Origin of the sequence: Klenkia soli (assembly GCF_900103975.1) — a bacterium.
Classification (GTDB): domain Bacteria; phylum Actinomycetota; class Actinomycetes; order Mycobacteriales; family Geodermatophilaceae; genus Klenkia; species Klenkia soli.
In genome coordinates, this window is sequence record NZ_FNIR01000003.1 from 104114 (window position 1) to 129701 (window position 25588).

A 25588-nucleotide genomic window follows, 5' to 3' on the forward strand; every position below is an offset into this window, starting at 1 on the left:
ATGCGCGGCGCAGTCATCCACGGTCCCGGTGACGTCCGGCTGGAGAACCGGCCCGACCCGGCCGTCACCGCACCCACCGACGCCGTCGTCCGCACCGTCGCCACGTGCGTGTGCGGGTCCGACCTCTGGAAGTACCGGGGCATCGCCGCGGTGCCCGCACCGCGACCGATCGGGCACGAGTACGTCGGCGTGGTCGAGGCCGTGGGCGATGCCGTCACCACGGTCGCGCCCGGCGACTTCGTCGTCGGCGGTTTCCTGCACTCGGACGGCACCTGTTCCGTCTGCCGTCACGGTCAGCAGGCGAACTGCCTGCACGGGGGCGGTTACGACGGCTGCCAGGCCGAGGTGATCCGGGTCCCGAACGCCGACGGCACGCTGCTGGCCACCCCCGGCCAGCCCGACGACGACCTCGTGCCGAGCCTGCTGGCGCTGTCCGACGTCATGTGCACCGGCTGGCACGCCGCCGTCTGCGCGGGCGTGCAGGCCGGGAGCTCGGTCGTGGTGGTCGGGGACGGCGCGGTCGGCCTGTCCGGCGTGCTGGCCGCCGCCCAGCTCGGTGCGACAACGATCGTCGCGATGAGCCGGCACGCCGACCGGCAGGCCCTCGCCCGCGAGTTCGGTGCCACCCACGTCGTCGCCGAGCGGGGCGCCGACGGCCTGGCCGCCGTCCGGGAGCTCACCGACGGCATCGGTGCCGACTGCGTCCTGGAGTGCGTCGGCACGGAGGAGGCCCGGGCCCAGGCCGTGGCCTGCGCCCGTCCGGGCGGCATGGTCGGCCTGGTCGGGGTGCCGCACGGGGACCTGCCCACCGAGGAGATGTTCTGGGCGAACAAGGGCGTGCGGGGCGGGCCGGCGCCCGTCCGTGCGTACCTGCCGCACCTGCTGGACCTGGTGTGGCGGCGGGAGATCGACCCCGGGCGGGTCTTCGACCTGGCCCTGCCGCTGGCGGAGGTCGCCGAGGCCTACGCGGCGATGGACGAGCGGCGGGCCATCAAGGTCCTGCTGCGTCCCTGACCGGCCGGGGCCAGGCGGCCGTCGTACCTGAGCTCATCGGACCTCTGCTCGTGCGCCGCCGGGGGACGTCGGCCCTCGCCGTCATCGCGCACCTACCCGCTCGGATCCGCGGGAGCAGTCCTGGGCTCGTTGGTGAGTGTGCGAGGGGGGACTTCAGGTCCCCGCTGCAAGGCCCTCCTGATCTCGCGCGTGAACGGCACGAGCAGCGAAGGCAGTCGTACGAGCCTGCGCCGAACGACGTCGTCGCAGCCGTCGGCCAGCCATACGTACAGGTCAGGTGGCTGTCAGGACGCACTTGATCGAGCCCGTCCGTCTCATCCCACGACGGTGGGCGTGGGTGATCTCGCTGATCGTGGAGCTGGCTCGACAGCGAGCTGAAGACGGCCCTCAGAGCAAGATTGGTATCACCGGGGTATCACGAGACGGTGGCGCAGGCGCCTGAGCTGGGCTTTTGAGTGTCCGAGGGGGGACTTGAACTCAGGAGGTCCGTCGGGCATCTAAAGACGTTGCGGGGCTCTGAGCTGCACGTTCGGCGTATCCGGGGGATATGGAACCAGCATCTAGATGTACTGACCGGGGACGTTGGTCGAGTGGGTGTGATCGCCCGGTTGGAGTGATGGCGCGGGAGGGCCTAAGACGAGTCCTGGATGCCTGCACCCAAGCCTGCTGAGTTCCGCCGTCGAGCGGTGGAGCTGGCCCGGCTGCGCGAGAAGCCGATCCGCGAGATCGCCCACGACCTGGGCATCGCCGAGTCGTGCCTGCGCCGCTGGATGAAGGTCGATGACGTCGATGCCGGCCGCACCGAGGGCACCACCACCGACGAGCACGCCGAACTGGTCCGGCTCCGCCGGGAGCTGCGGGTGGCGAAGATGGAGATCGAGATCCTCAAGCGAGCCTCGGCTACTTCGCCCGCGAGGTGCTGCCAGACCCAAAATAGCGTTCCGGCTGGTCAGCGAGCTGGCCGCAGACGGGTGCCCGTCGCGGTGACCTGCCGGGTGCTGGGTGTGTCCCGGTCGGGGTTCTACGAGTGGCTGGGCCGGCCACCGTCGGCGCGGGCGGTCGCCGACGCCGAGCTGACCACCACGATCAGCCAGATCCATGCCGGCTCGAGGGCGACCTACGGGGCGCCGCGGGTGCACGCCGAACTGCGCCTGGGACTGGGCCAGGCGTGCGGCCGCAAGCGGGTCGCCCGGCTCATGCGCGCCGCCGGCCTGGTCGGGGTGTGCCACCGGCGCAAGCACCGCCGCGTAGGGCCGCTGCCGGCCGTTCACGAGGACCTGGTGCGCCGCCAGTTCACCGCCGATGGCCCCGACAGACTGTGGGCCACCGACATCACCGAGCACCCCACCGCCGAGGGCAAGGTCTACTGCGCGGCGGTCATCGACGCCTACTCCCGCGTGATCGTGGGCTGGTCGGTCGCCGATCACATGCGCACCGAGCTGGTCGTCGACGCCTTGGAGATAGCCCGCTGGCGACGCAAGCCCACGGCCGGGGCGATCGTGCACTCCGATCGCGGATCCCAGTACACGTCCTGGATCTTCGGCCACCGACTCCGCGCAGCCGGGCTGCTCGGCTCGATGGGCCGGGTCGCCTCCAGCGTGGACAACACCATGATCGAGAGCTTCTGGTCGACCATGCAGCGCGAGCTGCTCGACCGCCACCACTGGTCCACCCGCGCCGAACTCGGGTCGGCGATCTTCGAGTGGATCGAAGGCTTCTAGAACTCCCGCCGACGCCACTCAGCCCTCGGCTACCGCAGCCCCGCCGAGTACGAAGCACTTCACACCGCCGCCCTCACCGCGGCATGATCACCACACCCGATCTGTCCGGGAAACCGGGTCAAGCTCCGGAGCGTCGACGCGACGTGCTGAGAGGTGGTTCCAGTCGAGCACTAGGACACCGGCTACAGGTATGGCGATTAGTCAGGAACGGCGTCGCTCCCTACGCAGGAGGGAGCGCAGAGTCTCGGCGTTCGCGTAGCCGACCCGTAGCGCGATCTCGGCGGAGGTGAGGTCCGTGGTTGCTGAGAGGTGCCGAGCTCGTTCGATGCGAAGCCGTTGGACGAAGCCGAGCGGAGTGAGGTTGAGCGCCGCACGGACTCGTCGTTCGAGGGTGCGCCGGCTGGTGCCGAGCGACTGCGCGATGAACGCGACGTTGAACGGTTCGTCCAGGCGGGCGCGCACGAAGCGTTCGAACTCGACGACGATCGGGTCCTCGTGCCGGAGATGTTCGTAGGCGACGAAGGCCGCCTGCGACGGACGCTCGTCGATGATGAGGAGCTTGGCGACATGTTGCGCCAGGTCGGGGCTGATCGATCGCACGAGTGAGAGCGCGAGGTCGATGTGGGCGAACGCGGCGCCAGCGGTGACGAGGTTCCCGTCGACCACGACCATGGTGTCGAGATCGAGGGCGACGGTCGGATAGCGCTTCAGGAACTCCGGCCCCAGGAACCAGCTGGTCGTCGCCCGCCGATGATGCATCCGTCCGGTCTCGGCGACAGCGAACACGCCGGTGCACGCCGCGGCGATCCGGGTGGTCGCGTCGTCGAGGCGCCCGAGCGAGGCGATGACCGAACGAGCATCTCGGCTCTGGAGGGCCTCGTTGGTAGCGGCGGCCGTGAGGGTTCCAAGCGCAGGGACGACGACCACGTCGAACTCTGCGGACTCCGACAGCGGGTGGTCCACCGACAGGGTCATCGATGCCGTCGTGGTCACTCTCCGTTTCGGTCCGAGGATGGCGAGTTCGATCGGGTCGATCCGCGGGTCGACATCGCCGCGGGCTCCATCGGCCACCCGCACGATGTCGATGACCGACGCGACAGCCGAACCGAAGCAGCCGTCGATCGCGATCAGTCCGATGCGCATGGCGCGAACAATAGCAATACTGCCGTTTACGCCACTTCTCACATGCCCTTGCTCGTCATAGGCTGAACTCGCTTCACCAAGAAACCTCGACACCTAGGAGAACCCCTCATGTCCACACCCGCATCACTTCCGTATGCCTTCGTCGCCAAGATCGTCGCGGCCGATGGACAGCACGACGCGCTCGCCGATCTGCTCGCCGGCGCTGTCGCGCTCGCCAACGAAGAAGTAGGAACGATTGTCTGGTTCGCGGTCAGGACCCACGCCGACACCTTCTGGATCTTCGATGCATTCCCCGACGAGGCCGCTCGCGACGCCCACGCAAACGGCGCCATCGTCGCAGCCCTGATGGCCAACCAGCACCTCCTCGGCGCAGCACCCGAGATCCTGTCGGCCGACGTCCTCGCGTCCAAGCTCCCGTAGTCCGCCAACGCACGAGACGATCGCGCCCCGCCGAGCCGTCGCCAGGTCGCGACGCAACGCCACGCTGCGTTGCCGAGCGGTGCGAGGCCTATCGGCACACGGACAGGATGCCGGCCGCGAGCACGTCGGCGGCCCGTTGGGTCAGCGTCCGGCCGAGGCGGCGCAGCTCGACCAGGACGGCCGGCACGCCGGAGCGCAGCGATGCGATCAGCGCGGTCATCGCGGCCTTGCCGCGGGCCCAGTCGACGTCACGGTAGGCGGTGATCATCTTCTGGTAGATGGACCAGGTGGCCTCGACTTCGACGTGGTCATCGCCGGCGAACAGCGCGGTCAGCCGCTGCCGTTGGCGTGCGGTGAGCAGGTCGGCGCCGGTGCGCCGGGCGCGGTAGAGCGGGTCGGTCGCGCGGCCGCGGTGCTCATGCAGATCCTGCTGGACCCGGCGACGGCAGCGGTCCAGGGCGTCGCCGGTGAGCCGGACGACGTGGAAGGGGTCCATCACCGGCACCGCCTCGGGCAGTTCCTCGGCGGTGGCGGTCTTGAAGCCGCTGAACCCGTCCATCGCCACGACCTCCACCCGGTCACGCCAGGCCTTCGGTCGGTCGGCGAGCCAGGTCTTGAACACCTGCTTGGAGCGGCCTTCGACCGTGTCCAACAGCCGCGCGGGTCCGGTGCCGGCGCGGACGGCGGTGAGGTCGATGATCACGGTGACGTACTTGTCGCCGCGGCGGGTGTGCCGCCAGACGTGCTCATCGACCCCGAGGGTGGTGACGCCGTCGAAGCGGGAGGGGTCGTCGATCAGCACCCGCCTGCCCTCAGCGAGCACGGCGTCGTTCGCCGTCGCCCAGGCCACCCCGAGCCCTTCGGCGACTCGGGCGACGGTCAGGTGCTGGGTCACGATGACGACCAGCCCCCACCGCAGGACGGCGCGGGACAGCTTCGCCCTCGGCGCGGCCGCCCGGTGGTGTCCTGCCGCCAGACATGTTCGCAGTCGGCGCACCGGTATCGGCACACGGTGACCAGCAGCGTCGTGGGCCGCCAGCCCATCGGCTCTGGCTGCGAACGGGAAGGTGTTCGACCAGGCGCCACCACAGTGCGGCCGCGGGCAGCTCGTCCGGCAGCGGGTTCGTGGAGACGGCCTCGACCAGCGAGGAGCCGTCCGGATCGTCCATGCGCCGGTCGACGAGCCGCTCGAGGAGGACGGGCCAGAAGGGGTCGGCGGTGAGTTCGGGGGCTGCGTCGCGCAGCTGGGCGGCCCATCGGACGGCGCCCGTGGTCGCTTCGCTCACGCACCGGGGGACCCGGTCGTCGAGTCTCTGCTGTGCGGCGAGGTCGGCCGCGGTGCTGCTGGGGGCGCCGGTGGGTCGTGGGTCTGTCCGTTCGACGCTGACAGCTGCCCGCCAGACCGCAAGGTCGCGGACTAGTGCCCTGACCACTCGGACAGGGGCGAAGCGGCGGGTAGTTGTCCACAGGCCGGCGCGGCGCCGAGGCGGGTCCACAGGTCAGGACAGAAAGCCCTGCTCAGAGGCGGGTGGGTCGAGAATTGATCTTGTCCGACAACGCCGCCGCTTTACCGAGGAGCCCGTCATTACCAGCACCGCCGCCAACCCCACCGCGACGCCGTCCGCCCGCGAACTGATCGAGGTCGACCCGGCCACCCTGCTCGTCGACCTCAACGTCCGCCACGACGCGCGCCTGGACCCCGACTTCTGCGCCAGCATCACCGAGCACGGCGTCCTGGTCCCCGTCGTCGCCGTCCGCACCGCCGACGGGGGCTGCGGGTCCAGTATGGCCACCGCCGCACCCTGGCCGCCGTCCAGACCGGCCGGGCTACCGTGCCGGTCGGGGTCGCGGCCGACGAGGCGTGCGGCGACGCCGCGACGGTGGAGCGGCTGGTCACCCAGTGGGCGGAGAACGAGCACCGGGTCGGGCTGACCACTGCCGAGCGCGCCGATGTCATCGGGCAGCTGGCGGCCTTCGGCGTCACGCCCACCCAGATCGCCCGCCGCACCCGCGCCACCACGACTGAGGTCACCGCCGCCCTGGCCGTGCACGGCTCGGAGCTGGCCCGCGCCGCTTCGGCCCGGTACGCGTTCCTCGACCTCACCCAGGCCGCCGTCGTGGCCGAGTTCGACACCGACCCCGAAGCGGTCAAGGCCCTCGTCGTCGGCGCGCGGGAGGGCCGGTTCGACCACGTCGCACAGCGACTGCGCGCCAGATCGGCATCCACGCCCACCAGGACCTGTCCCTGTCGGTGGCCAACTCCGTCGTCGCCGTCGAGGAGGGTGTGCGCCTAGTCGACGCCTCCCTGGCCGGGCACGGCGCCGGTGCGGGAAACGCCCCGATCGAGCCGTTCATCGCGGTGGCCAACCTGCAGGGCTGGACCCACCGCTGCGACCTGTTCGCCCTGCAGGACGCCGCCGACGACATCGTCCGCCCCCTGCAACACCGCCCCGTCCAGGCCGACCGGGAGACCCTCACCCTGGGCTACGCCGGGGTCTACTCCAGCTTCCTGCGACACGCCGAGGCGGCGTCTGCCCGCTGCGGCATCGACGTTCGGAGTCTTCTCCTGGAGGTCGGCAAGCGCGGTCTCGTCGGCGGCCAGGAGGACATGATCGTCGACATCGCTCTCGACCTGCAGACCAAGGCGCGCTGACCACGATGGCCAGCGGCGGGGCATCAAGTCCTGTACCTGATGCCCCGCCACCTTGCTGATGACGGCTTGCTCGGCCGCAGAGCTCGACCTCAGCTGATGGAGGTCAACGCCCGCCGCACCAGCTTCGGTTCCATCAGTCGGCGACCCGACGAGAGCGGTTGCCCTTGCGATGTCCGTGAGCACCACCTGCACAGCTCGGCGGCCCATCTCGGCGTACGGCTGACGCACCGTCGTCAGTTCGGGATCGACCATCCAGGCCGATAGAGGCGGTCCCCGTTGCCGAGAGGACCTCCTCCGCGTCGTGGTGGGCCGCGCATCGAGGTTCGGCTCAGCGGTCGGTGCGGTAGCGGGTGAGCTTGTCCTCGTCGACTTCGATGCCGGTGCCGGGGCCGCTGCGCACGGCCATCCGACCGTCGACGATGACCAGCGGCTCGGTGAGCAGGTCGTCGGCGAGGTCGAGCCAGTTGGACAGCTCGGCTGACAGCAGCGAGGTGCTGCGCCGTGATGCCCCGAAGGCCAGTGCGCAGGCCGAGCCGATCGAGCCGTCGACCTGGTTGCCGACGGCGACCGGGACGCCGAGGCCCTCGCAGAGCCCGGCGACCTGGGTGGAGTCGGTGAACCCGGTGCGGGCGGTCTTGATGCTGACCATGGTCGCCGAGCCGCCGAGCACCTCGCGGGTGACGTCGGCGGCGGTGGGGGCGCTCTCGTCGGCGACGTAGGGCACCGGGCAGCGCTGCACCAACCAGCGCCGGGCGAGGACGTCGTCTGCGGGGTCGAGCTCCTCGACCCGCGACAGCCCGACGTCGTCGAGCAGGCGCAGTGCCTGTGCTGCCTCGGTCGCCGTCCAGCCGCGGTTGCCGTCGAGGTAGAGCTCGACGTCCTCGCCGAGCCCGGCGCGCAGGGCCCGGACGACGGCGACGTCGGCGTGCACCGGACGGCGGCCGACCTTCACCTTGAACGAGGTGATGCCGTAGGTGTCGCGCACCCGTTCGGCCTCGGCGACCATGGCGGCGGGGTCGTCGAAGCCGACCATGTGGCTGACCGCGAGGGAGTCGGTGAAGCCGCCGAGCAGCTCGTGCACCGGCTGGCCGCAGGTCTTGCCCCAGGCGTCCCACAGCGCCATGTCCAGCGCAGCCTTGGCCGTGGGGTTGCCGACGGTGCGGCCGACCCGGGCGCGGACCTGCTCCCGGGACAGCAGCGGCAACCCCACCACCGCGGGGGCGAACAGGCCCTCGATCGCCGCGACGATCGAGGCCTGAGTCTCGCCGTAGGTGTAGGGCCGGGGTGGCGCCTCGGCCACCCCGACCACCCCGTCGCTGGTGCGCACCCGCACCAGGACGTGGTCGGCGACCTCGACCTGCCCGCTGGCGAAGCGCACGGGCTTGGCGAAGGGGATCGAGAACGGGATGGCCTCGACCGACTCGATCCTCACGGCTCCTGCGCCGACAGGGCCGAGGGGTGCTCGGTCAGCGCCGTCACCTGCACCTGCATGTAGGGGAACAGCGGCAGCGACCACAGCAGGTCGTGCATCTCGGTGGCGTCGGCGACGTCGAACACCGAGATGTTGGAGTACTGGCCGACGACCCGCCACAGGTGCACCCACGTGCCCGCGCGCTGGAGCTCCAGCGCGCGGGCCTTCTCGGTGGCGACCAGCTCGGCCCGGACGTCGGGGTCCAGGTCGTGCGGGACCCCGACGTCCATCCGGACGTGGAACAGCATCGTCAGGCGTCCTCGAGCACGAAGTCGTAGGTGACCTCGCGGGAGCCGTCGCCGACGTCGGTGGGGTCCAGCACGAGTTCGGGCTTGACCGCCTCGGCGACGTCGGAGTCCAGGTACTCCCCGCCGGCGAAGTACAGCTGGGTGGTGACGGTGCGCCGCCCGGGCGCGCTGACCAGCAGGTGCAGGTGCGCCGGGCGCCAGGGGTGCCAGCCGGCCGCGGAGATCAGCGCGCCGGTCGGGCCGTCGGTGGGCACCTGGTAGGGCGCGGGCTGGATGGTGCGGATCTCGAAGCGGCCCTCGACATCGGCGGTGACGACCCCGCGGAGGTTGCCGGCCGGGATGTCGGGGGCGAAGCCGGAGTAGTAGCCCTGCTCGTCGGCCTGCCAGATGTCGAGCACGGCCCCGGGCACCGGGGCGCCGGTGGTGTCGGTGACCTGCCCACGGAACGCCAGGGGCGTGCCTGCCTCGTCCGGGCGGGCCGGCAAGGTGGCCGGCGTGGTCAGCTGCACCTGGCCGGGCAGGTAGTACGGGCCGAGGATCGTGCCGACGGTGCCGGTCTGCTTCCGCGCGGCGACCTCCTCGACGGCGTGCTCGACGAACACGTCGAGGAACAGCGGCCACTCCCCGCCCTCGCCGACGTCCATCAGCCACTTCTTTGCGGCCTGGAACTCGGGGTAGGTGACCTCGTGGTCGCTGATCACCTGGTGCACCGCACCCAGCAGCGCGCGGGCCAGCGCGTCGACACGGGCGGTGTCGGTCGTCAGACCCGCGCTCGAGTACTGCTCCGTCGACCGGAACGACGCGCTGGCCGACGCGCCGGAGTCCGCTGCGGTCGGGGAGGTCGGGCCGGTCTGGGTGTCGAGGGCGGCCTGGGCGACTGCCTCGTCGGTGGTGGGCATGGAGTCTCCTTCGGTGGGCTGTACGGGGATCAGTCGTGCTGGACGAAGAGGGTGGCGCCCCCGTCGGCGAAGTTGGCCAGATCAGCAGCGGCGGCCTGACCCTGAGGGGACCCGAGGCCGGTCCGGAGCTGGTCCAAGGAGTCGAAGGTCAGCTCCACGACGAGGTGGTAGGGGGCCGGGTCTTCGCCCAGGGATGCGGTGTGCAGGGCTCGGAGGCCCCGCACCCCCGGCAGCTTCTCCGCCAACGGTAGGTGGGTGGACCGGTAGTGCTCGTCGAAAGCTGCGGGATCGGCAGGGTGCCCGTAGGCGACGGTCAGGATGTGCATGGTTGTTCCTCCGCTCGTCGTGCAGGTCAATCGGATGCCGGGATGAACTTCTCCCGATGGATCAGCCGTGGTGCCATGCGACGGCGCTTGAAGGCCTTGACCCCGGCCTCGACCATGGGCGGCGGGCCGCAGAGCCAGCCAGACCACCCCCTGGCCGACTGGACGTCCTCGATGAAGCAATCGGTGGGGAAACCGGACCTATGGGTAGACCCTGGCGCGGGCTGTTCATCGGACAGGACGGGGACGAAGGTGAAGCCCGGGTGCAGCCGGGCCAACTCGGCCATCCGCTCCTCGTCGTAGAGGTCCTCGGACCCCCGCACGCCGTGGTACAGCAGCACCCGGCGGCCGGGATGGCGGGCCAGAGCGGTCCGGACCAGACCCACCAGCGGCGCCAAGCCGGTGCCACCGCCGATGAGGACCAGTGGCCCGCCTTCGTCCTCGGCGGCCGGTGGGAGGAAGAAGTCTCCTAGTGGCCCTGACACCGCGACTTCGTCACCCTCGGCGAGGCCGGCAAAGATCCACCCCTCGGTGGCCACCCCGCCCAGTACCGACCGCACGTGCAGCTCCAACACCGTGTCCTCCTCTGCGGTGTTGACCAGCGAGTACTGACGGCGCACGTTCGAGCCGGGCACGACGAGCTCGACGTACTGCCCGGCGTGGAAGCCCAATGGCTCGGGCAGGGCGAGGAGGAGCCGGCGGGTGTCTCGTGCAATCGGCTCGTTGGCCACCACGGTGGCCGTGAGGTCGCGCAGGGGGTGCGTGCTGCAGCCCGCCACGCCGCCGAGCGTCTGCACCTCGATGTCCGAGCGCAGGGTGGCCTGACACGCCAGAGCAAGCCCCTGGCCGCGCTCCTCGTGAGTGAGGGTATCCGTGGGAGAATCCCGATGATCGACTTCCCCCCGGACCACACGCACCTTGCACGTACCGCAGGTGCCCTGGTTGCACGAATTCGGCATCCATACGCCGGCGCGGAGGAAAGCGCTCAGAACCGGCTGGTCCTCTCCGCAGAGGACTTCCTGGCTGCCGATCGTCGCGGTGTGCGCCATCACACCTCCCAGGTGACCGGCAGGCTGGTGGGTCCGCGGAAGCCCCACCCCCAGAACTCGACGTCGGTCGAACTGTCCCGCTCCAGGTTGGGGATGGCCTCGAACAGTTCCTCGAGTGCGATACGCATCACGTGGTTGGCGTAGTAGATGCCTGCGCAGGCGTGGTTCCCGGCCCCGAAGGCGAGGTGTGGCAAGGGCGGGCGCCGCATGTCGAACCGCGTCGGGGCTTCGTACACACCGGTGTCGTGATTGGCCGACCCATAGGAGAGGATCACTGGCGTCCCGGCCGGGAGGTCCACCCCCGCGATGCAGACCGGCGCGGTGCTGATTCGCGCAGTGGCCGACCAGATCGGTGAGGTCCAGCGCATTCCTTCGGAGATGGCGCGCGGAATGAGCGTCGGGTCGTCGACCACGGCCTCCAGCTGGTCGGGCTCGCTGAACAGGCCCACCAGGGTGGATGCGATGCCGTGCCCGGGCTCCTGCATGGCGCCGAGCAGGTACACGTAAATCGTGGGGTAGATGTACTGCCGGTCCCGCGTGCGGCCCGGGGGCATGCCGTCGTGGAGCCAGTGCGAGATGGCCGTCTCGGCGGGCTCTGCGATCCAGTGGTCGATGAGCGGGTCCACAGCGGCCTGGATCTCGGCCCGAGCGACGTCACCCTCGATGAAGCCGTCGGGGTTGGCGAACTCCCCGTCTTCGGTCATGGAGGCGTTGGTGAACGACCGGGAAAGCTGACCGAACCAGCGGCGCAGCGTGTCCGAGGAGATGTCCGCCAGGCCGAGCAGGTCACCCAGCGAGCGGACGCTGACCGGTTCGGCGAACTGGCTGACGATGTCGGCGTGGCCATCGGTCTCGAAGGCCTCGACGTAGCGACGTGCGATGGGACGCACCAGGTCGTCGACCCACCGGTCGACCTCCACCGGCTGCAACTGGGGCTCGACCATCCCACGGAGGTCGCGGTGGATGTCACCGTTCACGCCGATGATCGCGGGGTGACCGAACGTCCGGCCACCGGCCGGGGTGATGACCGCCTCGAAGTCGGGGCTGGTCGCGATCTCCCGGCAGATCTCCGCCGTGGACGCGACGTAGGACCCCAGAACTGGCACGTAGGCCAGCGGAGCCTCCCGACGCAACCGTTCGTAGGCGGCGTACGGGTTGCGCTCCAACTCGGTCATCGTGATGTCCGCGATCCAGGCATGGTCGGGCCTGGTGGTCTCGTTGGTCGTCGTCATCGACTGGCCTCCCTCGTCTGCCTATCCCTCGGTGGGCTGACGGGAAAGTAGGTCGAGCTCGAAAGGCCGCCGACACGCATCGCGCAAGCTCAATACGGTTCGCGCGGGAGATCCAGGTCACCTCTCCGCAGGTAGGATTGCGGTATGCGCGCACGGCGCAGCGCGGCTCCCCGTGACTGGGAACGGGTGTCCAAGAGCGTTGCCGAGGCCTACTTCCCCCATGAGCTGACCGTGCCCGGAGGTCAGACCGAGAGCCGTCTGGTGCTCGAGACGGTCGATCTCGGGCCAGCCCTTGTGGGGCACGTGGGATGGGGTGCGGACGTACAGGTGGAGTGCGCCTACCCGGGCGCATATGAGATCAACATGCCCTTGACCGGCCATCTGGTCAGCCGTGGTCGGCACGGCTCCGTCACCTCGGTGCCGGGCCAAGCGACGGTTTTCCGTGCCGACACCCTGTCCCGGATCACCCACTGGGACGCCACCTGCACGGTGCTCGGCGTCAAGTTCGACAGCACGTGGCTGGACCGCGAGGCCGAGCATGTTCTGGGCACCGGGCTCGGACGAGCGTCCGCCGTGGTCCCGGAGCAGCTCGACCTGCAGTCAGGGTCCGCGCGGAGCTGGCGACAGCTGGTCGGAGGTCTCGCATCCCACTTGCGGGAGCCGGACTTGTTCGTAGGGCTGCCGGTGGTCCAGGAACAACTGGCCGGAGCGTTGTCGGCAGGCTTCTTGCTGGCCGCCTACCCGCACGCCGGACGAGGCCCGGCTGCCCGACCACGAGCGGTCGCCCGGGTGGTCGACGCGGTGCGCGCCGATCCCTCCCGGGCATGGACGGTCGCGGACATGGCTGCGCTGTCGGGCACCGGCGTCCGCCGACTCCAAGAGGGGTTCCGCGATTGGATGGGGTGCTCCCCTATGGAGCATCTGGTCGACGTCCGACTACAACGCGCCCGGGCTGACCTCGAGGGCGACCGGTCACTTCTGATCGGTGAGGTGGCTGCCCGCTGGGGTTTCTCCAGCGCGAGCCGCTTCGCGGCCGCCTATCAGCGGCGTTACGGTCAGGCCCCCTCCGCGCTACGGCGCTGACGGAGAGCTGTTGACCCAGGGCGCCGACGATGCGGCGGCCAGGACGCCGGTGCGTGGGCCCGCCCCGATGAGCAGGGCTGGCCCGTAGCTCAGACGGCGTTGGCCCGGGCCACCTCGCCCGTCCAGGGCAACGATGGTTTCAGCGGAGACGGGCGGCGTGCCGGCCATCTCCACCAGTTGTGCAGCAACCGGTGTGCAACGCGAGATGCACGACGATCGTCATGGGCGGACGACCGCGTACGCCGCGCGTCGGTGACCTGCGGAAGCCGCACCTTCGCGAACGGGTGCGGACCCCACGGGGCAAGCTGGGGGTCGAGGAATCGCAGGTTCAAATCCTGTCAGCCCGACAGATGTGATGTCGCAGGACATCCCGGACGCCCGGACCCACGGATCGTGGGTTCGGGCGTCCGTCATCTCCGGGCGGGGCCGGGTGGTCGGCCGGTGGGCTGGTAGTCGCGGGTGGGGTCGATGGTGAGCTCGCGCAGCAGTTCGCCGGTGACGGCGTCGATGACGCGTACGTGCAGGTCCTGGACGAGGTGCAGGACGTGGGTTCGGGCATGGGTTCGGCCGACGCCGATGTAGTGCAGGCGGCCGCCCAGGCGGAGGGTGACGCAGCCGGTGTGGTCGATCTTGTCGGTGCGGACGCGGTCGCGGGTGTCGCGGTCGGGGTCGGCCGAGGAGCCGGTCTTGGGTCGGGTCGTGTAGGCGGTGGCGGGGGTGGCTCGCTGCGGCAGGGACCGGTGTGGTCGGCGGGTGTTGTGAGCGTCGATGAAGGTGTCGAGCAGGGCCTGCAGGTCGGTGAGGGTGGCTGGTTGCGCTGGTTGGGCGCGTAGCCAGTTCTTCATCGTCTGCTGGAAGCGTTCGACCTTGCCGCAGGTGGTCGGGTGGTTGGGGCGGGAGTTCTTCTGGACGATGCCCAGTCGGTGAAGCTCGTGTTCGACGTGGTTGCGCCCGCCGCGGCCGCCGGCGAATCGGGTGGTGTAGACCATGCTGTTGTCGGTGAGCGTGGAGGCCGGATAGCCGTGCTGAGCTGCGGCTTGGCCGAAGGTGGTCAGCTCGATCGGGCCGGTGATCCGGGCGTGCGCGGAGACGTGCAGGGCCAGGCGGGAGTGGTGATCGAGCCAGGTGATGATCTCGGTGTCGGCGCCGGTGGTCAGCCGGTAGTGGGTGAAGTCCGATTGCCAGGTCTCGTTGGGCTGCTCGGCGGCGAAGCGGATGTAGGAGGACTTGGGTCGCTTGCCCGGTTCGGGGACGACGGCGCCGTGGGCGGTGAGGATCCGGTGAATCGTGGCTCGCGACAGCGTGACCTGGTGGTGATGGGTCAGGTGCCAGCCGATGGTGTCCGCGCCGGCGTCCAGCCCGACCTCGGCCAGCTGTTTGCGTAGCCGTGTGACGAGCTCGACCGTGTGCGGCGGGGTGGCCCGGGGCGAGGTGTGCGGTCGGCGGGAGCGGGGCTCGAACGCGGCGTCGCCCCCGTAACGGTATCCCTGGGGGTCCACTGCGGCGACCCGCACCGGGCGCAGCTGGCGGCCATTCTCGCCGAGGCCGACCAGGCCCTCTACTCGGCCAAGGCCGGCGGCCGGAACCAGGTGCGCACCACCGGTCAGCACGCGAAGCAGACGCCGATCTAGGCACACCGGCCGACGGCTCGGATGCGGCGCGAGGACAGCAACCAGTACAGCAACGCGGTCTGGACGGCGGCCTACGCGGGAGAACGTCCACGGTCGTTCTTGCCCCTGACCTCGGGAAACTGGTCGTCCGCGGATGCTGACGAACACCCCGCACGAAGCGGTTGGTCAAGGGGTGGGCTGCTGCAAGCAGTGCACGGCAGGCAAGCCCGCCGAGGCCCGGCCCGCCCCGTGCATCCGGGTGCTCGGCGCTCACCCGTCCTCCACCGACGACGACGAGACGGCCGGCTCGGACGTGCCCGAGGTCGACCCCGGCGACCTCGTCCGCGCCGTGCTCGACGCCTGGCCGCAGGAGTCGGCCACGGCCAGCGACGAGCCGGAGCCGATCGGGTCAGTCGCGGGAACGGAGGTGGCCACGGATCGCGTCGGAGACGGCGTCGGGTGCCTCTGCGCTGACCAGGTGCGACGTCCTGGGGATGGACAGGAAGGCAGCTCCCTCGATGCCGTCGGCGATCGCGCGGACCATGGGCAGCGGTGTGGCTGGGTCCTCTGCGCCGGCGATCACCAGGGTGGGGGTGGTGATCTCGCGCAGGCGGTCTCGGATGTCGAACGCTGCGATGGCATCGCATGCGGCGGCATAGCCCTCAGGTGGCGTGTCCCGGAGCATGGCGAGCAGCCGACCTGCTTCGTCGGGGTGCTGAGCTGCGAACTCCAGGGTGAACCAGGCGCCGGTTCGTGATGGGACCAAGAACTCGGTGCCCTCCGCACGGACCTTGGCGGCCCGGAGAGGCCAGGACGGTGGGTCGGCGAACCGTGCGGCCGAGGCGATGATGGTGAGGGTGGTCAGCCGGGTCGGCGCAGTCACCGCGAGGTGGAGCCCGATCGCACCGCCGATCGACACCCCGGCGTAGTGGAAGGTCGCGACGCCTAGCTGGTCGAGGAGGGCGAGGACGTCGCCACTGAGGTCAGCGATGGTGGTGGGTCCAGCGACGACGGCACTGTGGCCGTGGCCGCGCAGGTCGAACCGCACGACCCGGTACTGATCGGACAGCGCGGCGGCCTGGGCGTCGAACAGGTGCAGGTCGGTACCCAAGGAGGGGCCGAGCACCAGCACGGGTGCGTGTGCGGGTCCGTCGATGACGTGGTGCAGCGTGGCTGTGGTCATGGCTTCCTCGTCGCTGTCGGCTTCGCTGGTTGGGACGGCGCTGTTGCGTGCTCGGACGTCTGTGCGGCAGCGCTGCCGGACGCGTCGGGTAGAGGGAGCAGCGCGGCGGCCCGGGCGCTATCGAGGGTGAATCGATGCTGGTCCCACCCTTGGTCGAGTGGGGCGAAGTAGGAGAAGCGGACCTGCTTGATCTGGTATCGCCAGCCTTGAGGCGTGCGGGTGACGGTGTCCTGGTAGCGACCGGCGGCTACATGCGCGACGCCGTCGACGACACACGGCTGCCAGAGCAGGGACGTCGCGCGGGCCTCGTCCGCGCCGGCAAGCACCGTGATCTCCAGGTTGGAGACGTGGTGCCAGAAGGCGGTGAGGCCCGTGCCGGCCAGGCCGGCGAAGAACCGGACCAGATCGGATCGGCTACGGACCACCGACAGGCCGTCGAAGGTGCCGTCCGGGGTGAAGCAGTCGGCGAGCTCGTCCCACTGCCCCTGGTCGAGGTGCCGGCAGTAGCGGGCGTCGAGCTCGCGGATGGCTTCGCGGTCCTCCAGCACCGCGAGTCTGCGCTGCAGGTCGGCCATTGGGTCCGGGGAGGATGCCTGTCCCCCGGCTGGGGAGGGCGTCGGGCTCACGCCGGCTCGAGGAAGTCCAGGCCGACCGGCCCCGACCACCCGGTGCCCGGTCGTGGTGCGGCGATCGGGACGAGTACGCCTCCGCGTTCGGTGATCCGGACGCGCAGCAGCGGCCCGGGACCTGCGACGGGGCGGGTGACCCTGACGCGGTAGTGGCCGGGGGCGGGGAGGGCCGCGGTGGGGTCGATGAGGTGCAGCCGACTTCCACCGCGTCGACACGCGGCGAGCAGGCACCCCTCCAGACGGTGCGGCCGTCCGAGCATCTCGGCGGCGCCGCGCACGTCACCGGTGGCCAGCGCCCGTCGGACCCCGGTGGAGGAGCAGCGGACCCCTGCGTGCGGGTGGAGCTGGGCAGCGGTCACTGACCACCCGAGCTCGGGGCCCAGTGTGCGCAGCAGCGCCACATCACCTCGTCCTCCATGACCGAACCGGAAGTCCTCGCCGACGACGACGGACACTGCACGCAGTCCTGCGCCCAGTACGCGGCGGGCGAAAGCGTCCGCGGTCTCCCCGGCGAGCTCCCGGTCGAAGGCCAGCACGAGCACCCGGTCGATGCCGCTCTCGCGGGCCAGGTCGGCGCGCCGCTGGGGGCTGGTCAGCGACGAGGTGTCCCGTGCGGGCCCGGCGACCCGGGCGGGGTGGGGGTCGAAGGTCACGAGGACGACGGGCAGGCCCCATTGGTGGCCCTGCGCGGCTGCTGTGCGCAGCAGCTGCTGGTGACCGGTATGCACGCCGTCGAACACGCCGACGGTGGCCACGCACGGGCCCCAGTCGGCGGGGATGTCGTCCAGTCCCCACCACAGGTTCGACGACGGCACGCCGGCGCCGCGGACGGCCGGAGGGCGCTCGGTGTGGGCGGAGGTCATGGGGCCGGGTTGGCCGACAACGCCGAGGGGTGCTCGGTGAGGGCGGTGACCTGGACCGTCATGAACGGGAACAGCGGTAACGACCACAGCAGGTCGTGCATCGCGGTGGCGTCGGGGACGTCGAAGATCGAGATGTTGGAGTACTGGCCGACGACCCGCCACAGGTGGACCCAGGTGCCCTCGCGCTGCAGCTGCAGGGCGCGGGCCTTCTCGGTGGTCACGAGTTCGGTGCGCTCGTCGGGGTCGAGGTCACGGGGGATGGCGACGTCCATCCGGACGTGGAACAGCACGATGCCTCCTGGGCGTCGGTCGGCTGGGGTCAGGCCCGGGTGAACCGGGCGACCGCGGCGGGGTCGAGGTCCACGCCGAGTCCGGGGCCCTCGGGCAGGTGCAGCTGTCCATCGCTGTAGCGCAACGGTTCGGCGAGCAGCCCTTCGCTCATCAGCAGCGGGCCGAACAGCTCGCTGCCGGCTGTGACCGCGGGGGACGCGCAGGCCAGGTGCAGGGATGCGGTGGTGCCGACCGGCCCCTCGATCGAGGTCCCGCCGTGGCAGGGCACGCCGGCCGCGGCGGCGATCGAGGCGATGGCTGCGGTGCGTCGCAGGCCGCCGGACTTGGTGGTCTTGAGGCTGAACACGTCGGCTGCCCGGTTCTTGACCAGGCGGAGGGCGTCGCCGGGGGTGCGCAGACTCTCGTCGGCCATGACGGGGATGGGCAGGGCGGCGTTGATCTCGGCGAGCCACTCGAACTCTGGACCGGGCACCGGCTGCTCGATGAGCTCGACGCCGGCGTCGACGAGGTGTGGCAGCCAGCGGAGGGCGGTGGGCAGGTCCCAGCGGGCGTTGATGTCGACCCGGACGCCGGCGCTGCCGCGCAGCTTCTCGGTGATCTCGATGATGCGGGCGACGTCCTGGGCGGGCTCCTGCGCCCCCATCTTCAGCTTGAAAGAGGTGTGAAGGCCGGCGTCCAGCTTGCCCTGGGCCTCGGCCACCACCTCGCCGGCGGACTCGGTGCCCAGGGCCCAGGTGACGTCGACGGCGGTGCGGGCGAGGCCGCCCAGCAGCGTGTGCACAGGCACGCCGAGCGCGCGGGCCCAGGCGTCGTGCAGGGCGACCTCGACGGCGGCCTTGGCGTAGAGGTTGTTGGCCACGACGTCGTCCATGGCCTGCTGGGCCGCGGCGATGTCGTCGACCCGTCGGCCGAGGAGCTGGGGGGCGAGGTACTTCTCGATGATGACCTGCATGGTCTCCACCGATTCGCCGCCCCACCAGGGGCCGCCGGGGACGACGCCCTCCCCGGTCCCGACGGCGCCGCCGGCGGTGCGGATGGTCACCAGGAGCAGGGGCTGGGCGGTCATGCCGGTGCGTGCGAACCGGTGCGGGCGCACCAGGGGCACGTCGAGGACGGCGGTCTCGACGCGCTGGATTGTCAGGTCGTGCACGGTGTTCTCCTCAGCGCCGGTGCGGGCACCCGGCCGGCCGGCCGGGTGCCCGCGGGTGTTCGGGGGGGGTGCGGATCAGTTGCGCTCGAGCACGAAGTTGTAGGTGACCTCGCGGGAGCCGTCGCCGACGTCGGTGGGGTCAAGGACGAGTTCGGGCTTGACCGCCTCGGCGACGTCGGAGTCCAGGTACTCCCCGCCGGCGAAGTACAGCTGGGTGGTGACCGTGCGGTAACCCGGTGCGCTGACCAGCAGGTGCAGGTGCGCCGGGCGCCAGGGGTGCCAGCCGGCCGCGGAGATCAGCGCGCCGGTCGGGCCGTCGGTGGGCACCTGGTAGGGCGCGGGCTGAATGGTGGTGATCTCGAAGTGACCCTGGTCGTCGGCGGTGACGACACCGCGCAGGTTGCCGGCCGGGATGTCGGGGGCGAAGCCGGAGTAGTAGCCCTGCTCGTCGGCCTGCCAGATGTCGAGCACGGCCCCGGGCACCGGGGCGCCGGTGGTGTCGGTGACCTGCCCACGGAACGCCAGGGGCGTGCCGGCCTCGTCGGGACGGGCCGGCAAGGTGGCCGGCGTGGTCAGCTGCACCTGGTCGGGCAGGTAGTACGGGCCGAGGATGGTGCCGACGGTGCCGGTCTGCTTCCGCGCGGCGACCTCCTCGACGGCGTGCTCGACGAACACGTCGAGGAACAGCGGCCACTCCCCGCCCTCGCCGACGTCCATCAGCCACTTCTTTGCGGCCTGGAACTCGGGGTAGGTGACCTCGTGGTCGCTGATCACCTGGTGCACCGCACCCAGCAGGGCCCGGGCCAGCGCGTCGACACGGGCGGTGTCGCTGCCGGCGCCGTCGCCGGAGTACTGGCTGGTCGAGCGGAAGGAGGCGCTGGCCGAGGCACCGGAGTCAGCGGCCGTGGGGGAAGTGGTTAGGGGGGCGGTCGCAGGGGCGCTCTGGTCGACGGCGGCCTGCTCGACGGCGTCATGCGTGGTGGTCATGGTGGTAGCTCCAGTTCGGGGGCGGCGGGGGGTGTCAGGCAGGAGGTGCTGCTCGGACCGGGTGGTGCCGGCGGCGCGCTCAGGGCCGCCGGCACCACCCGGTGGGTCTGCAGGGAGTCAGTTCCGACGGTTGCGGAAGAAGGACACGTCGTCGTTGCCGATCAGGTCCGGCACGGTCCAGCCGTCCAGGTCGTACTCGGCGAGGCAGGCCTCGGCCAGGCCCTTCATGGCCCCGGTGGTGCCCTGCGCGTCGGCGGCGAAGAGGAGTTCGGCCTTGACGTTCTCGTGGTTGCCCGAGTAGTTGCGCTCGTACAGCTCGTGGCGGCCACCGAACTCGCTGCCCACGGCGTCCCAGAGGGCCTTCATGACCTTGACGCGGTCGACGGCGTCGTAGCCGTTGGAGCCGCGGACGTACTTGTCGAGGTAGGGCCGGACCTCGGGGGTCTTGAAGTCCATCGAGTGCGAGTTCAGGTAGATCAGTCCGCTGGCGACGTCGGACTCGATGATCTCCTTGATCCGGGGGTAGGCCTGGATCATGAGCATGCGGTAGGTCAGGCCGTAGTCCAACTTCGGCAGCAGGGCGCCGTTCTCCCAGCCGTCGGGGTTGCGGGCCATGGCGTCGGCGAGGGCGTAGAAGGTGTTGCGCCAGCCGATGACCTCACCGACCCGGGTCTGCACACCGCGGAAGTCCTTGCTGCCGGTGATCTCCAGGGCCTTGAGCAGTAGCCCGGCGATGAAGTCGATCTTCGTGGCGAGGCGGATGCAGCCATGGAAGGTAAACCGGGGAATGAACCCGGACACGGGGAAGAAGCCGTTGATCTTCTCGACGTCGCCGTAGAGGAAGACGTTCTCCCAGGGGACGAGGACCTTGTCGAAGACGAAGATGGTGTCGTTCTCGTCCATGCGGGAGGACAGCGGGTAGTCGAAGGGGCTGCCCATGACCGCGGCCTGCTGGGTGTAGGAGGTGCGGCAGATCAGCTTCACGCCCGGTGCGTCCATGGGCACCGTGCAGATGACGGCGAACTCCTTCTTCTTGATGGGGAGTCCGTAGTGGGCGATGAAGTTGTAGTTGGTGATGGCCGAGCCGGTGGCGACGACCTTGGCCCCGGACACGATCAGGCCGGCGTCGGTTTCGCGCTCCACGCGCATGAAGACGTCGCCGACCTCGTCGGGGGACATGTTCCGGTCGACCGGGGGGTTGATGATGGCGTGGTTCCAGTAGAGGACCTTCTCCTGGGACTCCTTGTACCAGCGCTTCGCGTTGTCCTCGAAGGGTGCGTAGAACTCGCTGTTGGCGCCCAGGGTGCCCAGGAAGCTGGCCTTGTAGTCAGGGCTGCGGCCCATCCAGCCGTAGCTCATCCGGGCCCAGCCCTCGATGGCGTCGCGGTCGGCGAGCAGGTCCTCCACCGAGTGCGGGCTGCGGAAGAAGGGGTGGGTGACCCCGCCGTTGCCGGTGTCGGTGGGGACGATGAGCTTCTGGTTCTGGGTCGGGTCGTGCAGAGCGTCGTAGAGCCGGGCGGTCATGCGCACCGGGTTGCGGAACGCCGGGTGGGTGGTGACGTCCTTCACCCGCTCGCCGTAGATCCAGACCTCACGGTTGTCCTTGAGGCTCTCGATGTACTCGTCACCGGTCATCGGTCGGCTGGCGGTGGGCTTGTCGAGGTCGATGGCGCCGGTGGTCGGGGCGATCGGGCGGTCTTCCTGCAGCGTCACGGTGGAACCCTTCTTCGTCGGTGGAGACGGGTGTCGGTCTTCTTGTGGGGTGGTGCTCGTGCCGAGCGCTCCCGGCCGTCTGACCGGTCGCGCTTCGTTCTCAGGGGCCAGCTGGGCAGTGGCTGGCTGATCAGGAGGCGACGCGGTCGCGGTGTGCCGGGAGGGCGGTGAAGGTGGTCGCTGCGTCGAACCAGCCACTCTCGGGGGAGTCGAGGGAGGCGCCCCAGTGCGCGCTGGTGCGAGGCTGGCCCAGCTCGCGGAACTTGCCGCCGAAGAAGAGCAGCGGGTCCCGGTCGCTGACGTCGATGTCGGTGACCTCGCCGATGACGATGAGGTGGTCGCCGCCGTCGTAGGTGCGCCACGGCTGACAGGAGATGGTGGCCGCGTTGCCGAGCAGGACCGGGCTCGTCGGCCCCTCCGCCCACTCGGGTGCGGGGTCGGCCGGTCGGCCGGCGAAGTGCCATGCCACGTCGACCTGCCCGGCGGCCAGGACGTTGACCGCGAACGGTGCGCCGTCCAAGTAGCTGCATGCCTTGGATTGACGGGTCAGCGTCACCTGGCACAGCGCCGGCTCGAGGGACACCGCCGTGAACGCGTTCACGGTGGCCCCGTGCGGCACGCCGTCCCCCTTGGCGCACGTCACCACGGTGACCCCGGTGGCGAACTTGCCGAAGGCGTTCCGGATGGCTCTGGGCTCCATTGCTCACTCCTTCCGAACGCTCTGCGTACATACCGCACGCACTGCGTCTTGGACGGGAGTGTGCCGCCGGTCACGGCGGCCGTCAAGCCCCTGCCGTTCGACGGATAGGAAAGACTGAGGGCATGGCGGTGGAAGATCCTTCGGAGCAGGTCACGACGTCGGCCGCTGTGGGGTCGGACCGGGACTACGTCCAGTCGCTGGACCGCGGTCTGGCGCTGCTGCTGGCCTTCGACGGTGAGCACCCCGACCCCACGTTGGCAGAACTGGCCCAACTGACCGGGTTCTCCCGCCCGGCTGTCCGTCGGTTCCTCATCACCCTCGAGCGACTGGGCTACGTGCGCGCCCACGGTGGTCGGTTCTCCCTCACGCCCCGCGTCCTGCTGATCGGCCAGCACTACACCGAGTCCCACGCGCTCATCGGCGTCGCGCAGCCCTACCTGCTGCAGCTGGCCGAGCGCACGGGGGAATCCGCGTCACTGGCGGTGCTGGACAACGCGGAGGTGGTCTACGTCGGTCGGGTACCGGTCCGGCGGATCATGAGCATCAATGTCCAGGTCGGCACCCGAGTCCCCGCGCACGCGACGTCGATGGGCAGGGTGCTGCTCGCCTGGTCCCCGGCGGCGGTGGTCGACGACGTCCTCACCCGCCGCCCTCCGGTAGCCCTCACGGCCACGACCATCACCGACGGGGTCGCCCTCCGCGACGCGCTGCACCTCGTCCGCCAGCAGGGGTGGTCCATCGTCAACGAGGAACTGGAGCCCGGTCTGCTCTCGGCGTCGGCTCCCGTGCGTGACCGCAGCGGCACCGTGGTGGCCGCGCTGGCCACGTCAACCTCGACCGGACGGTCCAGCCCGGACGAGCTCGAACGCGACGTCATCCCCTTGCTCCTCGACGCCGCGGGACGGATCAGCAGCGAACTCGGATTCGGACCAGCCCCGATCAGGCAGTCGGCACACGAGGGCTTCTACTGACTCGAGTCCACAGCAGCAGAGGGTGAGCGGTCCACGGGACCCTGCTGTACAGGGCGTGGATCGACTCCGTACCAGGACGAGGATCGATCTCGCTCAGGGTGGATCGGTGGTCGTCACCGGCCTGGGAGCGGACCATCGAGAGGTTGATGCCCGCGGCGATCGCGATGTGGTCGCAGCGGACCCACTACAGCAACCGGTACAGCAACGCGGCCCGCACGGTGGCGCTCATGGACAGACGGCAGCGAACGCCGCCGCCCTTTGATCTGCGGAAACCGTACCCGGACGAACGGCGGCGGACACCCCGCGTCTAGCTGGGGGTCAAAGGGTCACCGGACCGCCCGCCCCCTTGTTCGTCGGGTACTACACGGCGACAGCGCCTTCTGAACTCGCCGACCCGGCAGTACCCACCCCCAGGTGTGCCATGAGCGGCAGTCGCGGAATGAGCAGGCGACGCCCTACGCGGAGAACGGGTAGGTCACCGTTGTTCATCGCCCGCGAGACCGTGCGGACGTCAACCCCGAGAAGATCTGCGGCTTGAGCGACGGTCACGACAGCTGCGTTGCTCTTCACCAAGTCGTCCAGGTCCATCGACGTGGTCTTCCTTCCACTGGTCGCGTCCAGCCCCGGCCTCGATCCACAAGCTTCGAGGCGACTGAGCTAGTTGCTGATGAAGGTGTCACCGGTGCCGCACTGATGACGGCTGCCCCGGGCGCGTGCCGAGCTCGCATTCAGAGGTGCGCCGGTTCCTGACACGCACGCACCTCTGCCGCCACCTCTTCCTGTGGATAGCGCCCGTTGTCCACAACTTCGAGCCCCAGAACCTGCTGGCGGGCTCCCGCACATTGCATGGGCGTGCAGCGGACGACGGTCTGCCGGAGGAAGGGAAGCAGAGGAGGAAAACGGTGGCGAGGACGAAACGACGGCAGGCAGGGGAAGGCGGGATCAGCGAGTACCGGACGTCGACCGGCACGAAATTCCTCATCAAGTACAACGCCGTCCGACCAGATGGTTCGACGAAGGTCGTGCTAAAGCGCGGGTTCGCCACCCGGCGTGAGGCGGCCAATGCACTTCGGACCGAGGTACGGAAGGTGGAAACGGGGGAATGGGTCGACCTCTCGAAGGAGACGTTGACCTCCTACCTGGACGAGTGGATTGGCGCTCAGCGGTTGGCGCCCTCGACGGAGTCGAGCTACGAGAAGAACATCCGACTCCACGTCGACAAGTACATCGGCCGGACCCCTCTCGACCGCTTGACCGCTATGTCGATCGACACGTGGATGCGCAAGCTCGAATTGTCCGGCCGGGCGGACGGCAAGGGCGGGCTGTCCGCACGGACGGTCCGTTACATCTTCACCATCCTGCGTTCCGCCCTCAGCGACGCCGTCAAGCACGGGCACCTCGCCGTCAACCCGACAGACCGCTGTAGCCCGCCCACACCCTCCCAGGCTCGGCCACCGGAGATGCTTGCGTGGACGGCCGTCGAGCTGGCGCGGTTCCTGACGTGGAGCGAGTCGTTCGACTCCGAGGCAGCGATGGCATGGCGGGTCCTCGGCTTCACCGGGATGCGTCGCGGTGAAGCACTCGCACTCCGATGGAGGGACGTCGACCTCGACGTCATGCGCGTGGCGGTCCGTCGCAGCGTGGGGTTGGTCCGGACGAAGGACAGGGGAGAGGAGCTCGTAGAAGGCCCCACCAAGACGGGCCAGTCGCGCGTCGTCGAGCTGGACGCCGGGACAGTCCAGAAGCTGCGCTTGTACAAGGCTCGCCGGTCGAGCATCTCATCGGAGCTCGTGCGGGACAGCGCGCTGGTGCTGGGTGGCCTCGACGGCTCATACCGGCACCCCGAGCGGTTCTCGCGACGCTTCAACAGCCATGTCACCCGCGCGCGCCGCGCCTTCGGCGAGGACAAGCTCCCCAGGATCCGGTTGCACGACCTTCGGCACACCCACGCGACTCTCCTGCTGGCCGACGGTGAACCCGTCAAGGTCGTGTCGGAGCGGCTCGGGCACGCCAACGCCACGATCACCCTCGGCGTGTACCAGCACGTGCACCCAGGCATGGGCCGGCAGGCCGCGGACCGGTTCGCTGCGCTGCTCGACGACCCCGAATGAGGGCCGAAGTATCAGCGGAGTATCACGGCCCGTCAATTGGGGGTAGAACGACTACGCCCGGCCTCCTGACCTGCAGGAATACCGGGGCGATGTGGTGTCCGAGGGGGGACTTTGTCCTCCTGGA

25 protein-coding genes and 1 pseudogene are annotated in these 25588 nt (G+C 70.1%); 8 read left to right on the forward strand and 18 right to left on the reverse strand.

Translation table 11 applies throughout. The annotated features are described in order from the left end of the window. Both BLS67_RS05340 and BLS67_RS05345 read left to right on the forward strand, forming a co-directional pair. Complete coding sequence (locus BLS67_RS05340) at positions 1 to 1014, forward strand: zinc-dependent alcohol dehydrogenase family protein (RefSeq protein WP_091241066.1); 1014 nt, start codon at positions 1 to 3, stop codon at positions 1012 to 1014. Between the two features lie 647 nt (positions 1015 to 1661). Next, on the forward strand, positions 1662 to 2735 hold the full coding sequence (locus tag BLS67_RS05345; RefSeq protein ID WP_091241068.1) for an IS3 family transposase: 1074 nt from the start codon (positions 1662 to 1664) through the stop codon (positions 2733 to 2735). A gap of 201 nt (positions 2736 to 2936) precedes the next feature. On the opposite strand, the gene BLS67_RS05350 is transcribed toward BLS67_RS05345, so the two are convergent. Next, positions 2937 to 3878 (reverse strand): GlxA family transcriptional regulator, encoded by a 942-nt coding sequence (locus BLS67_RS05350; protein ID WP_091241070.1) that lies wholly within the window; start codon positions 3876 to 3878, stop codon positions 2937 to 2939. 108 nt (positions 3879 to 3986) lie between these two features. On the opposite strand from BLS67_RS05350, the gene BLS67_RS05355 reads away from it, so the two are divergent. Then, positions 3987 to 4298, forward strand: coding sequence for a putative quinol monooxygenase (locus BLS67_RS05355; RefSeq protein WP_091241072.1), 312 nt, complete (start codon positions 3987 to 3989; stop codon positions 4296 to 4298). Between the two features lie 115 nt (positions 4299 to 4413). Here the strand turns inward: BLS67_RS05355 and BLS67_RS05360 are convergent. Beyond that, positions 4414 to 5348 (reverse strand): annotated as a pseudogene (locus tag BLS67_RS05360) (ISL3 family transposase); the annotation flags it as partial. Between the two features lie 782 nt (positions 5349 to 6130). Between BLS67_RS05360 and BLS67_RS05370 the strand changes: the two are divergent. Together BLS67_RS05370 and BLS67_RS05375 are read left to right on the forward strand one after the other, a co-directional pair. Further along, a complete protein-coding gene (locus tag BLS67_RS05370; protein ID WP_091241077.1) occupies positions 6131 to 6592 on the forward strand; it encodes a hypothetical protein in 462 nt (153 codons plus the stop codon). Continuing rightward, a complete protein-coding gene (locus BLS67_RS05375; RefSeq protein ID WP_242653844.1) occupies positions 6550 to 6951 on the forward strand; it encodes a hypothetical protein in 402 nt (133 codons plus the stop codon). The genes BLS67_RS05370 and BLS67_RS05375 overlap by 43 nt, the downstream gene beginning before the upstream one ends. Positions 6952 to 7279: 328 nt before the next feature. Here the strand turns inward: BLS67_RS05375 and BLS67_RS05380 are convergent, their stop codons facing one another. From BLS67_RS05380 to BLS67_RS05405, 6 genes are read right to left on the reverse strand one after another with little or no spacing between them, the layout of a single operon-like run. Beyond that, positions 7280 to 8383: a mandelate racemase/muconate lactonizing enzyme family protein gene (locus tag BLS67_RS05380; protein ID WP_091241080.1), complete on the reverse strand. Its 1104-nt coding sequence runs from the start codon at positions 8381 to 8383 to the stop codon at positions 7280 to 7282. Next, positions 8380 to 8670 carry a muconolactone Delta-isomerase gene (gene catC / locus BLS67_RS05385; protein WP_091241083.1) on the reverse strand — a complete coding sequence of 97 codons (291 nt, stop codon included), beginning with the start codon at positions 8668 to 8670 and terminating at the stop codon, positions 8380 to 8382. The genes BLS67_RS05380 and catC overlap by 4 nt, the downstream gene beginning before the upstream one ends. A 2-nt stretch (positions 8671 to 8672) precedes the next feature. Beyond that, positions 8673 to 9569, reverse strand: coding sequence for a dioxygenase family protein (locus tag BLS67_RS05390; protein WP_091241086.1), 897 nt, complete (start codon positions 9567 to 9569; stop codon positions 8673 to 8675). A gap of 29 nt (positions 9570 to 9598) precedes the next feature. After that, positions 9599 to 9895 carry an EthD family reductase gene (locus BLS67_RS05395; protein ID WP_091241089.1) on the reverse strand — a complete coding sequence of 99 codons (297 nt, stop codon included), beginning with the start codon at positions 9893 to 9895 and terminating at the stop codon, positions 9599 to 9601. A gap of 26 nt (positions 9896 to 9921) precedes the next feature. After that, positions 9922 to 10941, reverse strand: a complete 1020-nt coding sequence (locus tag BLS67_RS05400) for a 2Fe-2S iron-sulfur cluster-binding protein (protein ID WP_091241093.1) — start codon at positions 10939 to 10941, stop codon at positions 9922 to 9924. After that, positions 10941 to 12173: a cytochrome P450 gene (locus BLS67_RS05405; RefSeq protein ID WP_091241097.1), complete on the reverse strand. Its 1233-nt coding sequence runs from the start codon at positions 12171 to 12173 to the stop codon at positions 10941 to 10943. Before BLS67_RS05405 ends, BLS67_RS05400 begins: the two co-directional genes overlap by 1 nt. 144 nt (positions 12174 to 12317) lie before the next feature. On the opposite strand from BLS67_RS05405, the gene BLS67_RS05410 reads away from it, so the two are divergent. Then, complete coding sequence (locus BLS67_RS05410; protein ID WP_091241100.1) at positions 12318 to 13256, forward strand: helix-turn-helix transcriptional regulator; 939 nt, start codon at positions 12318 to 12320, stop codon at positions 13254 to 13256. A 410-nt stretch (positions 13257 to 13666) separates the two neighbouring features. Here BLS67_RS05410 and BLS67_RS05415 read toward each other — a convergent pair whose 3' ends face one another. The 9 genes from BLS67_RS05415 to BLS67_RS05460 all read right to left on the reverse strand — a co-directional run bounded on the left by BLS67_RS05415 (position 13667) and on the right by BLS67_RS05460 (position 22382). Continuing rightward, positions 13667 to 15034: an integrase core domain-containing protein gene (locus BLS67_RS05415; protein WP_242653845.1), complete on the reverse strand. Its 1368-nt coding sequence runs from the start codon at positions 15032 to 15034 to the stop codon at positions 13667 to 13669. A gap of 241 nt (positions 15035 to 15275) precedes the next feature. Then, the gene (gene pcaD, locus BLS67_RS05425) at positions 15276 to 16049 is read right to left on the reverse strand and encodes a 3-oxoadipate enol-lactonase (protein ID WP_091241102.1); all 774 of its coding nucleotides are present in this window, start codon (positions 16047 to 16049) and stop codon (positions 15276 to 15278) included. Further along, positions 16046 to 16624, reverse strand: a complete 579-nt coding sequence (locus BLS67_RS05430; protein ID WP_091241106.1) for a nuclear transport factor 2 family protein — start codon at positions 16622 to 16624, stop codon at positions 16046 to 16048. The genes pcaD and BLS67_RS05430 overlap by 4 nt, the downstream gene beginning before the upstream one ends. Positions 16625 to 16671: 47 nt before the next feature. After that, the gene (locus BLS67_RS05435; protein WP_091241111.1) at positions 16672 to 17541 is read right to left on the reverse strand and encodes an adenylyltransferase/cytidyltransferase family protein; all 870 of its coding nucleotides are present in this window, start codon (positions 17539 to 17541) and stop codon (positions 16672 to 16674) included. Next, positions 17538 to 17831, reverse strand: coding sequence for a muconolactone Delta-isomerase (locus tag BLS67_RS05440; RefSeq protein ID WP_091241114.1), 294 nt, complete (start codon positions 17829 to 17831; stop codon positions 17538 to 17540). Before BLS67_RS05440 ends, BLS67_RS05435 begins: the two co-directional genes overlap by 4 nt. Positions 17832 to 17860: 29 nt before the next feature. Next, the gene (locus tag BLS67_RS05445; RefSeq protein WP_091241117.1) at positions 17861 to 18982 is read right to left on the reverse strand and encodes a muconate/chloromuconate family cycloisomerase; all 1122 of its coding nucleotides are present in this window, start codon (positions 18980 to 18982) and stop codon (positions 17861 to 17863) included. A gap of 75 nt (positions 18983 to 19057) precedes the next feature. Beyond that, positions 19058 to 19969 (reverse strand): catechol 1,2-dioxygenase, encoded by a 912-nt coding sequence (gene catA / locus BLS67_RS05450; protein ID WP_091241120.1) that lies wholly within the window; start codon positions 19967 to 19969, stop codon positions 19058 to 19060. A 117-nt stretch (positions 19970 to 20086) separates the two neighbouring features. Continuing rightward, on the reverse strand, positions 20087 to 21682 hold the full coding sequence (locus BLS67_RS05455; RefSeq protein ID WP_207500324.1) for a 4-hydroxyphenylacetate 3-hydroxylase family protein: 1596 nt from the start codon (positions 21680 to 21682) through the stop codon (positions 20087 to 20089). 130 nt (positions 21683 to 21812) lie between these two features. Continuing rightward, positions 21813 to 22382, reverse strand: a complete 570-nt coding sequence (locus tag BLS67_RS05460) for a flavin reductase family protein (protein WP_091241123.1) — start codon at positions 22380 to 22382, stop codon at positions 21813 to 21815. Between the two features lie 128 nt (positions 22383 to 22510). Here BLS67_RS05460 and BLS67_RS05465 point away from each other — a divergent pair, with 128 nt between their 5' ends. Then, a complete protein-coding gene (locus tag BLS67_RS05465) occupies positions 22511 to 23353 on the forward strand; it encodes an IclR family transcriptional regulator domain-containing protein (protein ID WP_242653846.1) in 843 nt (280 codons plus the stop codon). 360 nt (positions 23354 to 23713) lie between these two features. Here BLS67_RS05465 and BLS67_RS24930 read toward each other — a convergent pair whose 3' ends face one another. Further along, entirely contained in the window at positions 23714 to 23941 is a 228-nt protein-coding gene (locus BLS67_RS24930) for a helix-turn-helix domain-containing protein (protein WP_091241133.1), read from the reverse strand. A gap of 146 nt (positions 23942 to 24087) precedes the next feature. Between BLS67_RS24930 and BLS67_RS05480 the strand changes: the two genes are divergently transcribed. Beyond that, on the forward strand, positions 24088 to 25464 hold the full coding sequence (locus BLS67_RS05480; RefSeq protein WP_165617482.1) for a tyrosine-type recombinase/integrase: 1377 nt from the start codon (positions 24088 to 24090) through the stop codon (positions 25462 to 25464). Positions 25465 to 25588: the final 124 nt, after the last annotated feature.